The 17,041-nt window shown below is 43.1% G+C and carries 15 protein-coding genes and 1 pseudogene; 9 read left to right on the forward strand and 7 right to left on the reverse strand.

The annotated features are described in order from the left end of the window. A complete protein-coding gene (locus tag D0T57_RS08715; protein WP_163272927.1) occupies positions 1–1,392 on the forward strand; it encodes an efflux transporter outer membrane subunit in 1,392 nt (463 codons plus the stop codon). An 82-nt stretch (positions 1,393–1,474) separates the two neighbouring features. Here D0T57_RS08715 and D0T57_RS08720 read toward each other — a convergent pair whose 3' ends face one another. Together D0T57_RS08720 and D0T57_RS08725 are read right to left on the reverse strand one after the other, a co-directional pair. After that, the gene (locus tag D0T57_RS08720; RefSeq protein ID WP_163272929.1) at positions 1,475–1,858 is read right to left on the reverse strand and encodes a DUF3037 domain-containing protein; all 384 of its coding nucleotides are present in this window, start codon (positions 1,856–1,858) and stop codon (positions 1,475–1,477) included. Beyond that, positions 1,836–2,618, reverse strand: coding sequence for a HipA family kinase (locus D0T57_RS08725; RefSeq protein ID WP_163272931.1), 783 nt, complete (start codon positions 2,616–2,618; stop codon positions 1,836–1,838). The genes D0T57_RS08720 and D0T57_RS08725 overlap by 23 nt, the downstream gene beginning before the upstream one ends. 185 nt (positions 2,619–2,803) lie before the next feature. On the opposite strand from D0T57_RS08725, the gene D0T57_RS08730 reads away from it, so the two are divergent. Beyond that, positions 2,804–3,049, forward strand: coding sequence for a hypothetical protein (locus tag D0T57_RS08730; protein WP_163272933.1), 246 nt, complete (start codon positions 2,804–2,806; stop codon positions 3,047–3,049). 58 nt (positions 3,050–3,107) lie between these two features. Here D0T57_RS08730 and tpx read toward each other — a convergent pair whose 3' ends face one another. The 4 genes from tpx to D0T57_RS08750 form a co-directional block, all read right to left on the reverse strand. Then, positions 3,108–3,608: a thiol peroxidase gene (gene tpx, locus D0T57_RS08735; protein ID WP_163272937.1), complete on the reverse strand. Its 501-nt coding sequence runs from the start codon at positions 3,606–3,608 to the stop codon at positions 3,108–3,110. 319 nt (positions 3,609–3,927) lie between these two features. Beyond that, the gene (locus D0T57_RS08740) at positions 3,928–4,110 is read right to left on the reverse strand and encodes a hypothetical protein (protein ID WP_163272939.1); all 183 of its coding nucleotides are present in this window, start codon (positions 4,108–4,110) and stop codon (positions 3,928–3,930) included. 125 nt (positions 4,111–4,235) lie between these two features. After that, positions 4,236–4,871, reverse strand: a complete 636-nt coding sequence (locus tag D0T57_RS08745; protein ID WP_163272941.1) for an NAD(P)H-dependent oxidoreductase — start codon at positions 4,869–4,871, stop codon at positions 4,236–4,238. 627 nt (positions 4,872–5,498) lie between these two features. Next, positions 5,499–7,658, reverse strand: coding sequence for a translation factor GTPase family protein (locus D0T57_RS08750; protein WP_163272943.1), 2,160 nt, complete (start codon positions 7,656–7,658; stop codon positions 5,499–5,501). Between the two features lie 324 nt (positions 7,659–7,982). Between D0T57_RS08750 and D0T57_RS08755 the strand changes: the two genes are divergently transcribed. From D0T57_RS08755 to D0T57_RS08785, 7 genes and pseudogenes are all read left to right on the forward strand, one after another. Beyond that, positions 7,983–8,870, forward strand: coding sequence for a fimbrillin family protein (locus tag D0T57_RS08755; RefSeq protein WP_163272945.1), 888 nt, complete (start codon positions 7,983–7,985; stop codon positions 8,868–8,870). A gap of 7 nt (positions 8,871–8,877) precedes the next feature. Next, on the forward strand, positions 8,878–11,079 hold the full coding sequence (locus tag D0T57_RS08760; RefSeq protein WP_163272947.1) for a fimbrillin family protein: 2,202 nt from the start codon (positions 8,878–8,880) through the stop codon (positions 11,077–11,079). A 241-nt stretch (positions 11,080–11,320) separates the two neighbouring features. After that, positions 11,321–11,935 (forward strand): TetR/AcrR family transcriptional regulator, encoded by a 615-nt coding sequence (locus tag D0T57_RS08765; RefSeq protein ID WP_163272949.1) that lies wholly within the window; start codon positions 11,321–11,323, stop codon positions 11,933–11,935. 106 nt (positions 11,936–12,041) lie between these two features. Then, a complete protein-coding gene (locus tag D0T57_RS08770) occupies positions 12,042–12,344 on the forward strand; it encodes a hypothetical protein (RefSeq protein ID WP_163272951.1) in 303 nt (100 codons plus the stop codon). Between the two features lie 54 nt (positions 12,345–12,398). Then, positions 12,399–13,142: a lipopolysaccharide kinase InaA family protein gene (locus tag D0T57_RS08775; RefSeq protein WP_163272953.1), complete on the forward strand. Its 744-nt coding sequence runs from the start codon at positions 12,399–12,401 to the stop codon at positions 13,140–13,142. Positions 13,143–13,172: 30 nt separating this feature from the next. Beyond that, a complete protein-coding gene (locus D0T57_RS08780; protein ID WP_163272955.1) occupies positions 13,173–14,120 on the forward strand; it encodes a 3-oxoacyl-ACP synthase III family protein in 948 nt (315 codons plus the stop codon). A gap of 28 nt (positions 14,121–14,148) precedes the next feature. Continuing rightward, a pseudogene (locus D0T57_RS08785) lies at positions 14,149–15,060 on the forward strand (UDP-3-O-acyl-N-acetylglucosamine deacetylase); the annotation flags it as partial. Between the two features lie 133 nt (positions 15,061–15,193). On the opposite strand, the gene D0T57_RS08790 reads toward D0T57_RS08785, so the two are convergent. Continuing rightward, on the reverse strand, positions 15,194–16,696 hold the full coding sequence (locus D0T57_RS08790; protein ID WP_163272959.1) for a catalase: 1,503 nt from the start codon (positions 16,694–16,696) through the stop codon (positions 15,194–15,196). Positions 16,697–17,041 lie beyond the last annotated feature (345 nt).

The following is a 17,041-nucleotide window of genomic DNA, read 5'->3' on the forward strand; positions in this document are numbered from 1 at the left end:
ATGATTAGCAAACATATAAAAGGAATAGTTCTATTGGGAGTAATACTCTCAATGGGACTAACATCCTGCCAGGTAGTAAACAAATACAAGGCGCCCGAAGTAGATTCTGCCGACCTGTACAGGGGCGAGAATCCGACCGACACCACCACTATAGCCAATATACCTTGGCGCGAATACTTCACCGACCCAGCTTTGCAGGCGTTGATAGACGAGGCGTTGAACAACAACTACGATATGCGTATCGTGGCCGAACGTATCAATCAGGCAGAAGCGGCTTTGGGTATGGCTCGCGCAGCTTATTTCCCTACTTTAGCTCTGGCCGGCAATTGGGAGCATACTCGCTTTAGCCAAGGTGAGGATGGCAGGAAAACGCTAGGCTATTCCAGCAATACCTATATGGTAGGGCTTACAGCAAGTTGGGAAATAGACGTATGGGGAAAACTCAACCGTCAGGCACGCTCTAAATTTGCCGATATGCTCAACAGTTATGCAGGCCGCAATCTGATTCAGACATCACTGATAGCCAATATAGCCAATACCTACTATTCGTTGTTAGCATTAGACGAGCAGTTAGCTGTCACCAAGGAGATGATAGGATTGATGGAGGAAAGCGTAGAAACAATGGAGGCATTGATGGAAAGTGGCTACCAAAACGGAGCTTCTGTCGAACAAATCAAAGCTTCGTTATATTCAGCCCAGGTATCTGTTCCCGATTTGGAGAACAATATACGTCAGCTTGAAAATACTATTTGCCTGATGTTGGGTCGCAAGCCGGGTAGTATTGCCCGCACTTCGCTGAAGTCGCAAGTTGTACCCACACAACTCGCATATGGAGTTCCTTTCCAGATGTTGGCAAAACGTCCGGATGTAAAGCAGGCAGAACTATCTTTCCGCTCGGCATTCGAATTGACCAATGCTGCTCAGGCTAGTTTCTATCCATCTATATCTATAAACAGTGCTTCGCTGGGTTATGCCGGGGCATTGTTCAAACCGGAAAACCTTGCTGCAAACATCATTGGCAACATTGTACAACCTATATTTGCCCGCAAGCAACTGATTACTCAACTCAAAGTTGCTAAAGCCGAACAGGCTGCTGCATTGCTTACTTTCGAGCAGACTGTACTTTCGGCAGGAAAGGAAGTGTCTGACATCATGTACACTTACGAAACCTCGATGAGCAAGAACGAGATAAGGGACAAACAGGTGGAATCGCTAAGCAAAGCTGTTTCTTACACCAAAGATTTGTTGTTAGCCGACGAAGCTAACTATCTGGAAGTGATAAACGCGCAACAAAGCTTGCTTCAGGCAAGGCTTAATCAGATAAGCGACAAGTTGCAACAACTTCAAGCCAGTTCAGACCTTTACAGGGCACTTGGCGGCGGTGTAGAATAATATTAAGAACATTTACAGTATAGAGATGAAGGTGTCCTAAAAGTAATAAAGGACACCTTCTATCTTTATTAGTGGTAAGCTATTACATCACCAATTCCTGAAACAACCTCTCGAAAGTTTTGTCCAGATCGTCAGAAAGGCCTGTATGCGCACGGGAAGTCTGTATCGAAGTGCTTCTCACGGCAGTCAGCCACCGGAAGCGTTCGGGTACTTCGAGCGAAGCAATATAGCCCCCCTCCCTGTTTCCCGAACATATTTTATCGAATACGCAGAGGTTGGCATAAAGCGTATCTATATCAATCTCCGAATCGAACAGTTTCAGTTTGTCTTCATTTATATGATAGCGGGCTTTCAGGTATCCTGTCCTTTTCGAAAAAAGGATAACTCCCACATTTATAAACTCTTCGCGTTCTACCCTCGGCACAACACGTATGACGGCATATTCATATAAGTGCTTTCCTTGCATGCTGTGCTTCTTTTATAAATATATCAGAATGTTTTATTCTCTCATTCAGGAAGTTTACATATACCTTGCGTATATCGTCCGGCGATTCTTCTTGTCCGCCCCAGTGCAACCAGTCGTCAGGCAGAAGTGCCACTATTTCTTCTATTTTATCAGGAGTTAGTATTTCCTTGAATGACTTGTCCGCTTCTTCCAACTTTGAGGCAAATGGCAGCAATACATGGTCTTTCACCTGAACGAAAGGGCTTAAAGCATACTTTTCCCAGCCTGCCCACGAATGATGGAAATACAACGATGCCCCGTGGTCTATCAGCCAGAGTTCTTTATGCCACATCAGCATATTTGTATTTTTAGTCGTACGGTCTACATTTGTCAGCAGGGCATCCATCCATACGATGCGCGAAGCTGTATCGGCATCTATCTGGGTAACAACAGGGTCGAAGGTCAATGCTCCCGACAGGAAATGTAGTCCGAGGTTTAACCCTCGGCTACCCTGCAAAAGATCCTGTATTTCTTCGTCGCCTTCGGTGCGCCCGAAAGCTTCGTCGAGGTGGATAAAGACCATTTCGGGTATGCGAAAACCCAACGTTTGTGCTATAGCTCCGCCAATAAGCTCACTGACCAACATCTTGGTGCCATGTCCCGATCCCCGGAATTTGACTACATATTTAAACCCGTCATCGGCTTCTGCCAATGCAGGCAACGATCCTCCTTCGCGCAAAGGGGTAATGTATCGCGTTACGTTTACTGTGCGTAATTCCATATTCTGTTTCTTTTTTTGCTTCTAACAAAGATAGGCATTCCTGTTAAAGTTAGGCTTTGTACCATAACAGTAACTTAGAGCCTCTTTAAAATTTAGCTAAATTTTAAAGAGGCTCTAAGTTTTGTCTCCATATTTATTATTACCTTTGTATCATATTTCAATATGCCCAACATAAAATAACAAAGATGGACAGTAAATGCTTAGTGACTGTATATACATCGGATGGAGACAAAGTTAGTGGGATATACATAGGAAGTCCGGATGATTTCAGGAGAACGTTTTACCAGTACAAATTACATCCTCGGTCGAGGGAGTACGGCATCAACCTCTATAATAGGAATGGGGGATTTGTGCGCATACCTATGGATGTAATGAACTATTCACTTATCTCGGTCGATCCGATAGAAGAGGTGCGAACGCCTACAGAGTAGTAGAAGCAGTACAAAAAAGGTGCCTTTCATTTTCGAAAGACACCTTTTTGTGGTATTCCTATTTTACAGCTTTTAATGCGCCTTCGTAATCAGGCTCTTCCGTTACTTCGCCCACCAATTGCGTATATACAACCTTTCCGTTGGCGTCGATGACAACTACCGAACGTGCCAATAATCCTTTCAGTGGGCCATCCGTCATCAATACTCCATAATTCTTTGCAAATTCGGGGCTTCTGAACACAGATGCCGGATGTACATTTTCGATCCCTTCTGTAGTACAAAAGCGACCCGCAGCGAAGGGCAGGTCTGCCGACACAGCCAACACAACTGTATCGCCCAGAGCCGCTGCTTCCTTATTGAAACGCCTTACCGAAGCGGCGCATGTGCCGGTATCGAGACTAGGAAATATATTGAGTATAACTTTCTTCCCCTTGAGGTCTTTCAATGCCAGTTCCGCCAAGTCGGTTTTCACCAGACTAAAATCAGGAGCTTGTGACCCTTTTGCCGGAAGCTCTCCACTTGTGTTAACATTTGATCCTTTGAATGTAATTGTTGCCATAATTTAATATTTAATTATTGATTATTATTTATGTCAATCAGTAGTTAAATTATATGTTCTTTTTTATACTGCGCGCAATCACAGATTGCTTGCGTCCCTTTTGGCCTAAGCCCCAAAAGGAACCAAAAACGCTTTTGCGCCTCGCTTTGCTGTCCGACCCACTTTGCGCTTTGTCGGCTGAATGAAGTGAACTAACAGTAATCTTTTAGTTAGCTTAGTAAAGTTGCATAACAGCAGCCCCACTTCATTCTACGCCGCCTGCATCGCGTGGGTACCCCGTACGCAAAGCTAATGGCGCGGGCTAACGCCGGACAAGAGTTTACGACAATTCTAGTCGTGCGTCAGCTTTCCGTGCATTAGTTCCGCAGGCGGGAACCTGTCCGGTGAAGGCGGCGTAGAAAGGGATGGGGCGGAGCCCGTTTATCCCTTTCTGCCGGTAAACCGATGACAGGTCGCCGAGGGACGAAGCACTAGCCTTTTGCTCCCTTTTGGGCAATGGCAAAAGGGAGGTCAAGCCCAGGAGGGCGCGGCAGGATGAGCTAAAGATAAAATATTTAACTCAAGATGGCTTTTATACAGTATAAAAAAGAACGTTTTGCAGTTATTCCAACTACTGATTCGCATTATTTATCTTATCCTGACAAGGAACTCATCTTCCGGATGGCGCACTTTTTTGAGGTTCACAAGCCAGTCGTTAAGTTCGTCGCGATAGCCCAGAGGCAATAATGTAACGCTTTTCAAGCCTGCCTTGTTCAAATCCAGCAATTGATCGAGTGCATTATTATCAAACCCTTCCATGGGTGTAGTATCTACTCTTAGCTCAGCAGCCATAGCCATTGCAAACCCCAAAGCGATATATGCCTGCCTGGCGGCATGATCGAAGTTTTCATTGCCGGGACGATTCAGGTATGCTTTCTTCAACCTGTTGGTATAGTCGGAATATTGATCCGGGGCTTGTTCCCTCTCTGTTGTTATCAGGCTGTAAATGTTGTCGATACGCTTTTCCGTGTAGTTATCCCAAGCCGCAAATACCAATAGATGAGAGCAGTCGGCCACCTGTTTCTGGTTCATTGCAAGAGGCACTATCTTTTCTTTCAAATCCTGATTGGTAATTTCTATAATCCTAAAGGGTTGCAACCCCGATGAAGTAGGCGCTAATCTTGCCGCTTCTATGATTTGCTCTACCAACTCCTGTTTTACTTTCTTCGCCGGATCGAATTTTTTAACGGCATATCGCCACTTTAAATCGTCTATTAAATTCATTTTATTATCATTAATATCTATTACTATTCTGTTTTTATCAAATTTCACAAAAATAGGCTATATGCCACTCATTCATCACTACAATCGGTAAAAAAACCATAACTAACTATTATAAGTTTCTATCCAACATCGAATTTATTTATATCATCCCGCACTTTGTTCTGATAATTGGAATAACATTTCGAAATCAGATTTTGTTTATTAAGAAATAAATGTTTATTTTGCTATTTGTAACACAGCTAAATTTATAAACAGCGAACGGAGTATTTGAAACATATACATTCAACACTTTTTTATTTAGTTTTATTTTCGGCTATATTTTAATACTAAAATATATACATATAATCAATATACGAAGCCTGCGGGAAGTTTTGGACTTACAGTTGTAATTTACATTATATTATTGTCTCCACTTTCATGTATCTATTTGTGAAAATAGGTAATGATAACAACTAACCAATATACGCCCGCATGGCTTTGTTTTTTTCACTAATCACACATCAGTCAACCACTTACACTTACAACAAGTTCATTTTCGAGATTTTAATTCTATAATACCAGTAATAAAAAAATCCTGAGAATGATATTCCCAGGATTCCTATTTAATTCATTGGTATAAAACCAATATTACTCATCGTCCTTGTGGCTGGCCTCGTATTCTTTCAGCAATTTATCCTGCACATCGGATGGCACAAGCTCATAATTGGCAAACTTCATTGTAAACGATGCACGCCCCCCTGTCAACGAACTCAGGGATATGGAATAATTCGCCATTTCTTTCAACGGCACTTTGGCATTTAGTATCTCTATACCCCTGTCGCTTTCCATACCCATAATCATGGCGCGGCGTCCTTGCAGGTCGCTCATTACATCGCCCATCCTGTCGGACGGCACTGTAACCACCACATCGTAGATAGGCTCAAGGATTTTTGGCCCTGCATTTTTAAATGCTTCGCTGAAGGCATTGCGCCCAGCCAACATAAACGATATTTCATTAGAATCTACCGGGTGCATCTTGCCATCGTAAACTACTACGCGTACATCGCGGGCGTAAGAACCTGTCAATGGGCCTTGCTCAAGACGCGACATGATACCTTTCAGTATTGCCGGAAGGAAACGTGCATCAATAGCACCGCCGACAATGCTATTCACAAATACTAGTTTTCCGCCCCAATCGAGACTATACTCCTGTATATCACGTGCCTGCACTTTAAATTCCTGCCCGTTAAACTTATATGTATCCGGAACAGGCATACCCTCTACGTAAGGCTCCACTACCAGATGCACTTCACCAAACTGGCCTGCACCTCCCGATTGTTTCTTGTGGCGATAATCGGCACGGGCAGCTTTGGTTATGGTTTCGCGATATGGAATTTTAGGTTCGGAATAGACAATCGCTATCTTATCATTATTTTCTATCCTCCATTTTAGCGTTTTGAGGTGAAATTCTCCCTGTCCCGAAACTATTAATTGTTTCAGCTCCTTAGAGTTTTCTATTACCCATGTAGGGTCTTCCTCGTGCATACGAATCAATATCTCGTTGAGTTTTTCCGTATCTTTTTCATTTTCGGCTTTTACGGCACGGCGATACTTAGGGTCGGGGTACTTGATAAAATCGAATTTGTTATCAACTCCTTTGGCATTAAGCGTATTTCCGGTGCGCACATCTTTCAGTTTTACGGCTGCACCTATATCTCCGGCCATCAATTCTTCTATCTTCACCCGCTGCTGGCCTGCAGGACAGAATAATTGCCCCATACGCTCTTTCGAACCCCTGTTGGCATTTATAAGGTCGTCGCCTTCATGCACTTTCCCGCTCATCACCTTGAAGTAAGAAACTTCGCCTACATGCGGCTCTACCATAGTCTTGAAGAAGAACAAACTGGTTGGCGCGTCCGATTCGGGTTTTACTTCCACGCCGTCGGTATTGACAGGAGCGGGAAGGTCGCGTACGTATGGTACAACATTTCCAAGAAATTCCATTGTACGGCGTACACACATATCTTTTTCGGCAGACACACAGAATACAGGATACAAATCCCTATGCACTAATCCCCAACGGATGCCCATACGCATATCTTCTTCCGAAAGGGTTCCTTGCTCGAAGAATTTCTCCATCAGGGATTCTTCGTTTTCTGCTGCTGCTTCTACTAATTTCTGCTGCAATTCTGTAGCCTTATCCAATTCTTCGGCTGGTATATCGAGTACTTCAGGCACTCCGCCTTCGGGCTTCCACCTGAACATCTTAAATTTCAATATATCGACAACGGCATTGAAGCCCTCCCCACAGTTGACAGGATACTGTACCAAAACAGCTTTCTCCCCGTATTCGGCTTTCAACTGCGAAACTACATTGTCGAAATCAGCTTTCTGGTGGTCGAGCTGGTTGACAATGAATATTACCGGTTTTTGTAATTTTTGAGTATATCTTAGTTGGTTGATAGTTCCTACTTCTATCCCATATTGAGCATTAAGCACCATCAAGGCCGTATCAGTAACGTTGAGCGACGTCACTACATTCCCGACAAAATCGTCGGATCCCGGACAATCAATAAAGTTTAGTTTCCTGTTCATCCATTCCACAGAGAAAATGCTGGAAAAAACCGAATAACCGTATTCTTTTTCCACTGGGAAATAGTCCGAGACTGTATTTCCGTCTTTTACACTTCCTCTGCGTTTTATGACGCCAGCTTCATAGAGCATGGCCTCGGCGAGAGTGGTTTTGCCAGCTCCCGAACTACCAAGAATTGCTATATTCTTGATTTCTTGGGTTTGGTAAGTTTTCATGGCCTAAAAAATTTAGATGGTTAATATTAGATTACCTTTTTACCAAAAAGCCTCACTTTTGAGGCGACTTTTCCAAAATTAATAAAATGTTTCAGGGAAATAGCACATATACAAAAAAAATATTTTTTAAAGTTGTTAACAATCCTTTTTTTCTACATTTGCAGCAACAGGCAAACTCTTACGATAAATAAACAAACAGGAAAAGGCTGAACACATAACACAAACAATTCTATTCGGTCAATGATGATGTGCTTAAATTGAATAAAAAAATCAATTACATTAAACTATTTAAACTAAGTACATTTATTTAAAACTAAACACGTTATGAAACTAAAAAGCATTTTTGCTATTGCAGTTGTTGCAATAGGGTTATCATCTTGTTCCGACGAGAAAAACTACGAAGACAAATTTTCCGCAATCACTTTCAACAGTACCATCACTGATGCATCGAAAACTAAAGCCGCAAATGCCCAATGGGGTAGCAATGACGCCATCGGAGTATTTATGAAAAGAAACGCAGGGCTTTCCACTATTGTAGACGGAGCCGCAAACAAAAGGTATATTACCTCGGGCGATGGAAACTTTTCGGCAGCATCGTCTAGCGACGAAATATATTTCCCTAAAGCCGGACTCGTAGACTTCATTGCTTACTATCCATACACGTCGTCGCTTTCGGGAACAGTGTACGATGTAGATGTATCCGACCAGTCGTCGCAAGAAGCGATCGACCTGTTATACTCAGACAATGCCACAGGCAAACAAAATAAAGACGCGATAACACTCAATTTCAGCCACCAGTTGTCGAAAGTAATTTTCAACATTACGACTGACGACCAGATCAGCACGTTGGATGGATTGACCGTTTCTATTACAAACCTGAAAACAGGCGCAGACTTCGATCTGGCTGACAAATCGCTGACTGACAAAGGCAGTGCTGCCACAATAACTATGAAAACTACGGTAACCGGCACTACAGCCTTGGCAGAAGGAATTATACTACCTACAACCGCTGCTTCACGCAAATTCGTATTTGTATTAAGCATAAACAACGAACCCGTTACTTTCGATTGGGATGCCAGCACACAAGTGTTTGTACAAGGAAAGAAAAACACTTACAACCTTACCCTAACCAGCCAGGGGGTAAAAGTAAACACAGCATCGAGCATCGATAACTGGGGAGATGGTACCACTGAGGATGATATAACAATCTGATACAGGCATGAATATTAATAAGATTTTATTCCCATTAGGTATTATCCTTTTGGGAATATTGTCATCGTGCTCCGAAGACCAGGAATATATCACCCAAGGCGAAGCTATACGGTTCGGATCGGCAATAGCAAACCAGACGGGAACAAAGGCCAGTTACGACGAGTGGGATGAAAATGATGCCATAGGAATATTTATGAAGACTGGCTCGGGGCTGACTACGATTGTAGACGGGGCTGCAAATAGAAAACACATCACCTCCGGCGATGGAAACTTTTCGGCAGCATCGGCCAACGATGCCGTCTATTTCCCAAAAGCCGGAACTGTCGATTTTATTGCATATTATCCATACGCCTCATCGCTTTCGGGCACGGTGTATAATGTTGATGTATCCGACCAATCGTCGCAAGAAAAGATAGACCTTCTTTATTCGGACAATGCTAAGGAGAAAAAACTCAACGATGCTGTGACACTCAACTTCAGCCACCAGTTGTCGAAAGTAATTTTCAACATTACAGCCGATGGAGAAATAAGCACCCTGGCAGGATTAGAAGTTTCCATCACAAATATGAAAACAAGTGCCGAATTTGACCTTGCCGACAAATCGCTGACAAATAATGGCAATGCCACAGCCATAGTGATGAAAACCACCGTTAATGGAAGTGCAGCAACGGCAGAAGGTATCCTACTGCCGGCTACAGCCTCTACGCGCAAGTTTTTATTCACTGTAGCAATAAACGGCGAGCCTGTTACCCTTGAATGGGATGCCAGTTCACAAGCATTTGCACAAGGGAAAAAGAACACCTACAACCTGACATTGAGCAACCGCGGCGTGCAAATGGAATCGGTTTCCAGCATACAAGACTGGGGCAATGGTAGTTCTATCGGCCTGGGAACGCTTGAACCCGCCGACCTCTATATATCGAACAAGGATATGGAAACGACTGTAGACTTGAGTCTGTTGCAGGAAATCATACCCAAAGAGTGGAGATTCCTTTGGGGATGGTATTCTTATTACCTGGGCAGTGCATCGTATGGCGTGGGCAAAGGTATGAATGGCAGCAATTGCCTGATATTGAAATCGAACTCCAACGATCCCGATCAGGATGTGGAAATAGCCATTGCCCAGAAGGCCACGGGACTTACACCGGGCAAATCTTATATCGCAACTGCATATATCAAGACAGAAAACGTGGCTGGCGGAAGCAACAGTACTCCCGGTTTTGTAGGAATAGGCGCACATATTTCGCTCGAGGGCTCATATGTTGCAAAATCAGCCAGTGTGATAGGCACTACCGACTGGACCAAGGTAACGCTTAATATAGATGTAGTAGACTCCGACAATATCGATCTGTACTTACGTCTGGGCAATTCGTGGGCATCGTCGGTAGGAACAGCTTACTTCGATAATATAACCTTTACCGAAAACAAAAATTCTTCAAAATATGTAGCCGAAAGCGAACATATAAGGCTCATTATCGAAAAAAGTGAACGATCGGTTTCGGAATCAGTGATACAAAACTGGCTCGAAAACCTGGACAAGATGTACAACGCATACAAAGAACTCTTTAGCGGCAGAACACCCTTCGGAGGGAAAAAGAACGAAATCAGATCCAAAAAGTTAGAATGGGACTGGATGTGGGCATATGCAGGATATCCGATCTACTGGGATAAGGATTGGGTAAGCGGAGAACTTGAATGGATCAAGGAAAGCGGAACATGGTCGTTTGGAATCATGCACGAAATGGGTCATAATTTCTCGGCTACAACAGAAGGTATGAATGGTAATAATTCGTGGAACTGGAACGAAGAATTGTTTGCCAATTTCAGAATGTTTTACGGGCTCGATAAAACCGGGGGAGTAGTAGGTATGCAAGGCGGTAAGACATATATAGGAGGCCAAATAGCAACATATTACAAAACCGATGCAGGAGAGTCTTACGACAATGTTTTCGGGCAAGGGAAATCGGGGGATGGCGATTGCATGCTATACACTCTGATCCGTATAAAGAATAAATATGGCTGGCAAATCTTTATCAAAGCATTTGACGAATTGTACAGCCTCCCGAGAAATACCTCAGAAGAAGATTCGTGGAGCAAATGGCAAAAATTTAACTTTTTCATGGACACCTTGTCTAAATATGCAGGTGAGGACGTGAGGAGTACATATACTAGTACTGAACTGAATTTAATTAAGGCCGGGTTTAGTTAGCACACTATCTTTCTAGTAAATTGTCGAAATATTTTTTGCCAAAACACAGGCAAATAAAGTTTTTTCAAAGAAGGTGTCCCCAAAGTAAAAAAGGACACCTTCTTTGTGTTTTAACCCCACGAAACTAAATACATTTTAACGGATATGTATGTTTTTTTAACAGAATTGTTATGGTACATGATAAAAATATTTCGACATTTGCATTGTGAACGATTGTTCATTTTTAATATTTACACGGAATATGAAATACAGTAGAGAATATATAATAAGAAGAGCGTTTGACGTATTCATGGCAAAGGGCTACGACAGTGCATCTATCTCGGTTTTGCAAGAAGAACTGGGAATGTCGCGCGGAGCAATGTACAGATACTTCAAGAATAAGAAAGACTTGTTTGAGGCTGTTATCGACGAATATTGCTTCCGCCTGTTCGAACGTATGCTCAAAGGAGCGGGAGACGACCTCACGGTAGCAGAACTAATAGAAATAATGCACCGCCGGCAAAGGCTCATGCTGAATATCTTTACCAGAGCCGGAGTTACGCATACTACATTTCTCAATTACACTGCACTGATGATACAAGCGGCAAAGTATTATCCGGACTTCACATCCCATTTTGCTGATATCAACAGCCGGCTCCTGTCGCGGTGGGAGCGAGCTATTAGCAAAAGTATAGCAAAAGGAGAAGTAAGACCGGACGTGAATATTGAAATAACAAGCATAATGTTCAACAGTATCAGTATAAAAGAATCTTCGACAAGAGGTAAGGATGAATCTGTGTTTGTAATCAACGTAAAACATGACTTTGAACGAAGAAAGGAGGTTCTCGATTATTTGTATAGCCTGATTAAAATTTAGATTTTTTAGCGAACAATTGTTCACTTATATATGTTCATATTTTGAGGCAATAACTTAGAAACTAACGAAGTGAATAACCGTTCATCAATAAAAAATACTAAACATCATGGCTAAAGTAATTGCAGTTTTGACTCAAAAAGGATCATTGAGCAAAGGCATTCAAGAGAATACAACAGTTAATTTGTTCAGTATGGAAAATGAAAAAGTGAAAGGTGTGGAAAATATCAAGTTGAAAGGAACGGGGCACGAAAACTTTTCGTTGCTGATGGCTCTCAAGAAAGTCAATTTGATATATATGGAAAGTATCAGCGCCGAGCTGAAAGCCACATTGCAAGAATCGGGCATATCGATAAAATGTAAAGATGAGATAGGCGAAGATAAATTTCTCAGCCAGTTTGTTTTCGACTAGAACAATACGGAAATAAGGAAATCAATACGATATAATATCTAATAAGAAAAAAAGATGAGAATAATAATCAATCCGCAATACACACATATACAAGACTTTTTGTATTCGCTCCCGGATACCTTTTCTCATCAGGGCAGATTGGAATATCAGGGAAGGAACACGATAAAAGTATTCGATATCAACGGACTGTCGGTAAACGTAAAGTCGTTTAAGAAACCACTGTTGATCAACAGGTTTGCATACAAATATATAAGGAAATCGAAAGCCGAGCGTTCTTACCTCAATGCGATAGAAGTGCTCAGGCGCGGAGTACTCACCCCGCAACCGATAGCATATATAGAAAAAAGCAAAAACGGGCTTATTGCCGATTCGTATTATATATCCGTCCACGAACCGGTAAACGGCACGATGAAAGAGATATATAAACAGCAAGATGAAGAAAGCAACAAAAAGCTGCTGCAAGCCTTCACGCTTTTTACAGCCGAACTTCATAAAAAGGGAATTTTCCACAAAGATTATTCTCCCGGAAATATCCTATTCAAGATCACCGAAACCGGATACGAATTTTATCTGGTAGACCTCAACCGTATGAGCTTCAAAAAGATAAATATACTGGATAGCTGTAGAAGTTTCAGCCGCCTCAGAGCCGACGAAGACACCCTCAATTATATCGGTGAAGAATATTCAAAAGTTCGTAAATACGACGAAAAATCCTGTCAAAAATTAATACAATTATACAATCAGCGTTTTTGGAAAAAGCATCTGGTGCGCCACCCTGAAAGTATGTATGAGTTTTAATAGAACCTTAGACATAATAACAAACTAATTATGTATATAAATGCAACCGGGTACTACATACCCCAAAAAAGGATCCCTAATGAGTATTTCACTCAACTGAACGGGCTGACCGACGAATGGATAGAGCAACGCACAGGCATAAAAAACCGTTCGCGGGCTTCCGACAAAGAAAGCCTGGATTATATGAGCAACATGGCTGTAAAGAACGCCATAGACAAACTTCCGTACAATATCTCGGAGGTAGACCTCATTGTATTTGCGTCTTATACAATATCCGATACAATTGCCACAACAGGCCATTATATTCAGCGCGAATATAATATATGCAATGCAAGAGTATTCCATGTATCGTCGGCATGCTCTTCTGCCATCAATGCAATGGAAATCATACAAACCTTTTTCCATTCGCAGGTAGCATCCAAAGCATTGATGATCTGCGCCGACCGCAACTCCACCTATTCCGACGACAGCGATTGCATATCGGGGCACTTGTGGGGAGACGGAGCTACAGCCTTCTTCTTCTCCGATCATCCATATACCCGGAAAGACCATCAGGTACTAGATATTATGACACAGGGATTGGGGCATATCAGCAAGGGACCCGAGGGCGTACACCTGAACCCTAAAAACGGAGGGCTGCAAATGCCGTTTGGCAAAGATGTTTTTGTACAGGCTTGTACATACATCGCGCAAAACACACGAGACATAATGGAATGGAACGGCAGGTCGCCACAAGACCTATCTTATTTTATAGGGCATCAGGCAAATATGCGGATATTGAAAAACGTAGCAAAACAACTGGAAATGCCCGAAAACAAAATATTAACTAATATAGAAGACTTAGGCAATACAGGCTCGGCCAGTTCTATGCTTGTATTTGCCCAAAACGAAGAACGGTTCAAAGCAGAAGACCTTATCTGTATTTCTGTATTCGGGGGAGGTTACTCTGCCGGAGCATGCCTGATAAAAGCATCATAACTAACAAAAACCACAAAAACCGAACTATATGACAAATTATCAAAGAACTCTAAAGGGTAGTTTCACCCTTGAGGGAAAGGGGTTACATACCGGATTAAACATTCACATCACATTCAGGCCGGCTCCCGAAAACCACGGTTATAAGATAAAACGCACCGATATAGCCGGGCAGCCTGTCATCGAAGCTTTGGCCGAAAATGTATCTGCTACGCAACGCGGTACCGTACTATCAGTCGGCGATGTACAAGTCAGCACAGTAGAACACGCCATGGCAGCCCTTTACGCTTGCGAGATAGACAACTGCCTTATTGAAGTCGACGCCCCCGAATTTCCGATACTGGACGGAAGTTCTATCCAATATGTCAGCAAGATAAAAGAAGTGGGAGCACAACAACAGGCAGCCTTAAGAAAATTTGTTACATTCAAGCGCAAACGCATCAAGGTAGTAGACAAGGAAACAGGCTCATCGCTGATCTTGCTACCCGACGATTCGTTTAGCATACAATCTCACATCTCGTTCAACTCTACATTTCTGCACAAACAGGATGCATGCCTGAACGACTTGTCGGAGTTTACCAGAGACTTTGCTTCAGCCCGTACATTTGTATTTGTCAGGGAAATAGAACCTCTTCTCAACAACAATCTGGTGAAAGGCGGCGATTTGGACAATGCCATCGTAATATACGACAAGCCGATAGAACAAGACAAATTTGACCAGCTGGCAAAGGTGATGGGCGTAAAACGCAAAGATGCCAACCGGCTAGGATATATAATGAACAAACCGCTGATATACCCCAACGAACCTGCAAGGCACAAATTGCTTGACATTATCGGCGATTTGGCATTGGTAGGGCATTATATAAAGGGGAAAATTATAGCCAATTGCCCCGGCCACAAAATAAACAACCTGTTTGCACGAGCCATACGCGAGGCGATGAAACCTAGCGCAAAAAAGGTTTCGCCGGGACTGATTGCCGAAGCCGTTTAACATTCTTTTTTTCATCTTTCATATAAAACAGGGATACCCCGCATCGGTGTATCCCTGTCTTTTCTTCAATATATAGTATAAGTATCTATTGTGCTGTAGCCTTCACCCGTTCTTCGTGCGACATCTCCGCCAGTTTTTTTACCTCACCGACATCCAAACCCAAACCCTGCGCTACGCGGGTTCCATACTCTTCGTGCGCCTTGTAGAAAACAGCAGCTTGACGCAGTTGGATGCGTCTGGCAGCGTTCTTTATGTGGGAAACAATATTATCCACCAGGTTTGTTTTATCATACTCCGACAACACCCTTCCGTAGAGCACGCCCGCCTGTTGGTAATCCATATCACTCAATTGGTATTCGTGCCGTGCAGCTATTCCAGCCACATCTACCGGAGGCACAGCATATTTTTTGTCGGGAGCCGGCCCATCGAAACTATTCGGATAGTAATTAGGCGCTCCATAGCTGTGCATATTCATAGCACCGTCGCGCTGATAATTCCTCACTTGGGTTTTCGGGGCATTTACCGGAATCATATCGAAATTAGCCCCCAGGCGGTGACGATGTGTATCGGGATAACTGAACACACGTCCCTGAAGCATCTTGTCGGGCGATATGGCTATACCCGGCACCAGATTGCCCGGAGAAAAAGCAGCTTGCTCTATCTCGGTAAAATAATTTTCAGGATTGCGGTCTAATACCATCTTTCCGACAGGAATCAGAGGATAATCTTTTTGCGACCATGTTTTAGTGACATCGAAAGCATCGAAGCCATACCTATCAGCCTCTTCCGGCTTCATTATCTGCACATATACACTCCACGATGGATGTTCGCCTCTTTTTATACTATCGAACAAATCGCGCGTGGCATGGTCGGGATCAGTACCGGCAAGTTCTGTAGCCTGCTGCCGGGTCAGGTTCTTTATACCCTGATCGGTACGGAAGTGTAGTTTGATCCAGAAATGCTCTCCTTTTTCGTTATACCACATATATGCATGGCTTGTAAATCCGTGCATATGCCGGTAAGAATACGGAGTACCCCTGTCGGAAAACAGGATGGTAGCCTGATGCACGCTTTCGGGCGTCAACGACATAAAGTCCCAGAAAGCATCGGCATCGTCGAGGTTCGACACCGGATTCTTTTTCTGGGTATGTATAAAATCGGGGAATTTTATGGCATCGCGAATAAAAAATACAGGAGTATTATTGCCCACCATATCATAGTTGCCCTCTTCGGTGTAAAACTTCACGGCAAACCCTCTGGGGTCGCGAGCCGTATCTGCCGATCCGCGTCCGCCGCCTACTGTAGAAAAGCGGGCGAGTATCTCTGTTTTTTTTCCTATTTGAGACAAAAATGAAGCGCAGGTATATTTTGTAACATCATTCGTCACTTCGAAATACCCGTGAGCCCCCGCCCCCTTTGCATGTACTACTCGCTCTGGGATCCGTTCCCGGTCGAAATGCGCAAGCTTTTCTACCAAGTGTGTATCCGACAACAATGTCAAATGCTGGTTCTGTGTCGTAATAGACGCTTGGTCGTTATCGACCGGAATACCTTGGTTTGTGGTCATTCGTTTGTTCTTCTCTTCCATCTGGTGATTATTTTAGCATTAATAATTCATGTACTATTTTTAACAAAACTGTTAACGTGATTGTTCGCAGCCCTGATTCTTTCTGCAAGAAACAATAAAGTAGATATTGTATTATTAATGCGAATCAGGAGTTGGAATTTAATAGTAAAAACGTTCTTTTTTATTATGTATAAAAGCCATCTTGAGTTAAGTATTTTCTCTTTAGCTCATACTGCCGCGCCCTCCCGGGCTTACCCTTCCTTTTGACATTGCCCAAAAGGAAGCAAAAGGCTAGTGCTTCGTTCCTCGGCGACCTGTCAACGGCTTGCCGGCTGAAAGGGATAAACGGGCTATCGCCCCATCCCT

The sequence above is a fragment of the Dysgonomonas sp. 511 genome (assembly GCF_010501105.1).
In the GTDB taxonomy this organism is placed as follows: domain Bacteria; phylum Bacteroidota; class Bacteroidia; order Bacteroidales; family Dysgonomonadaceae; genus Dysgonomonas.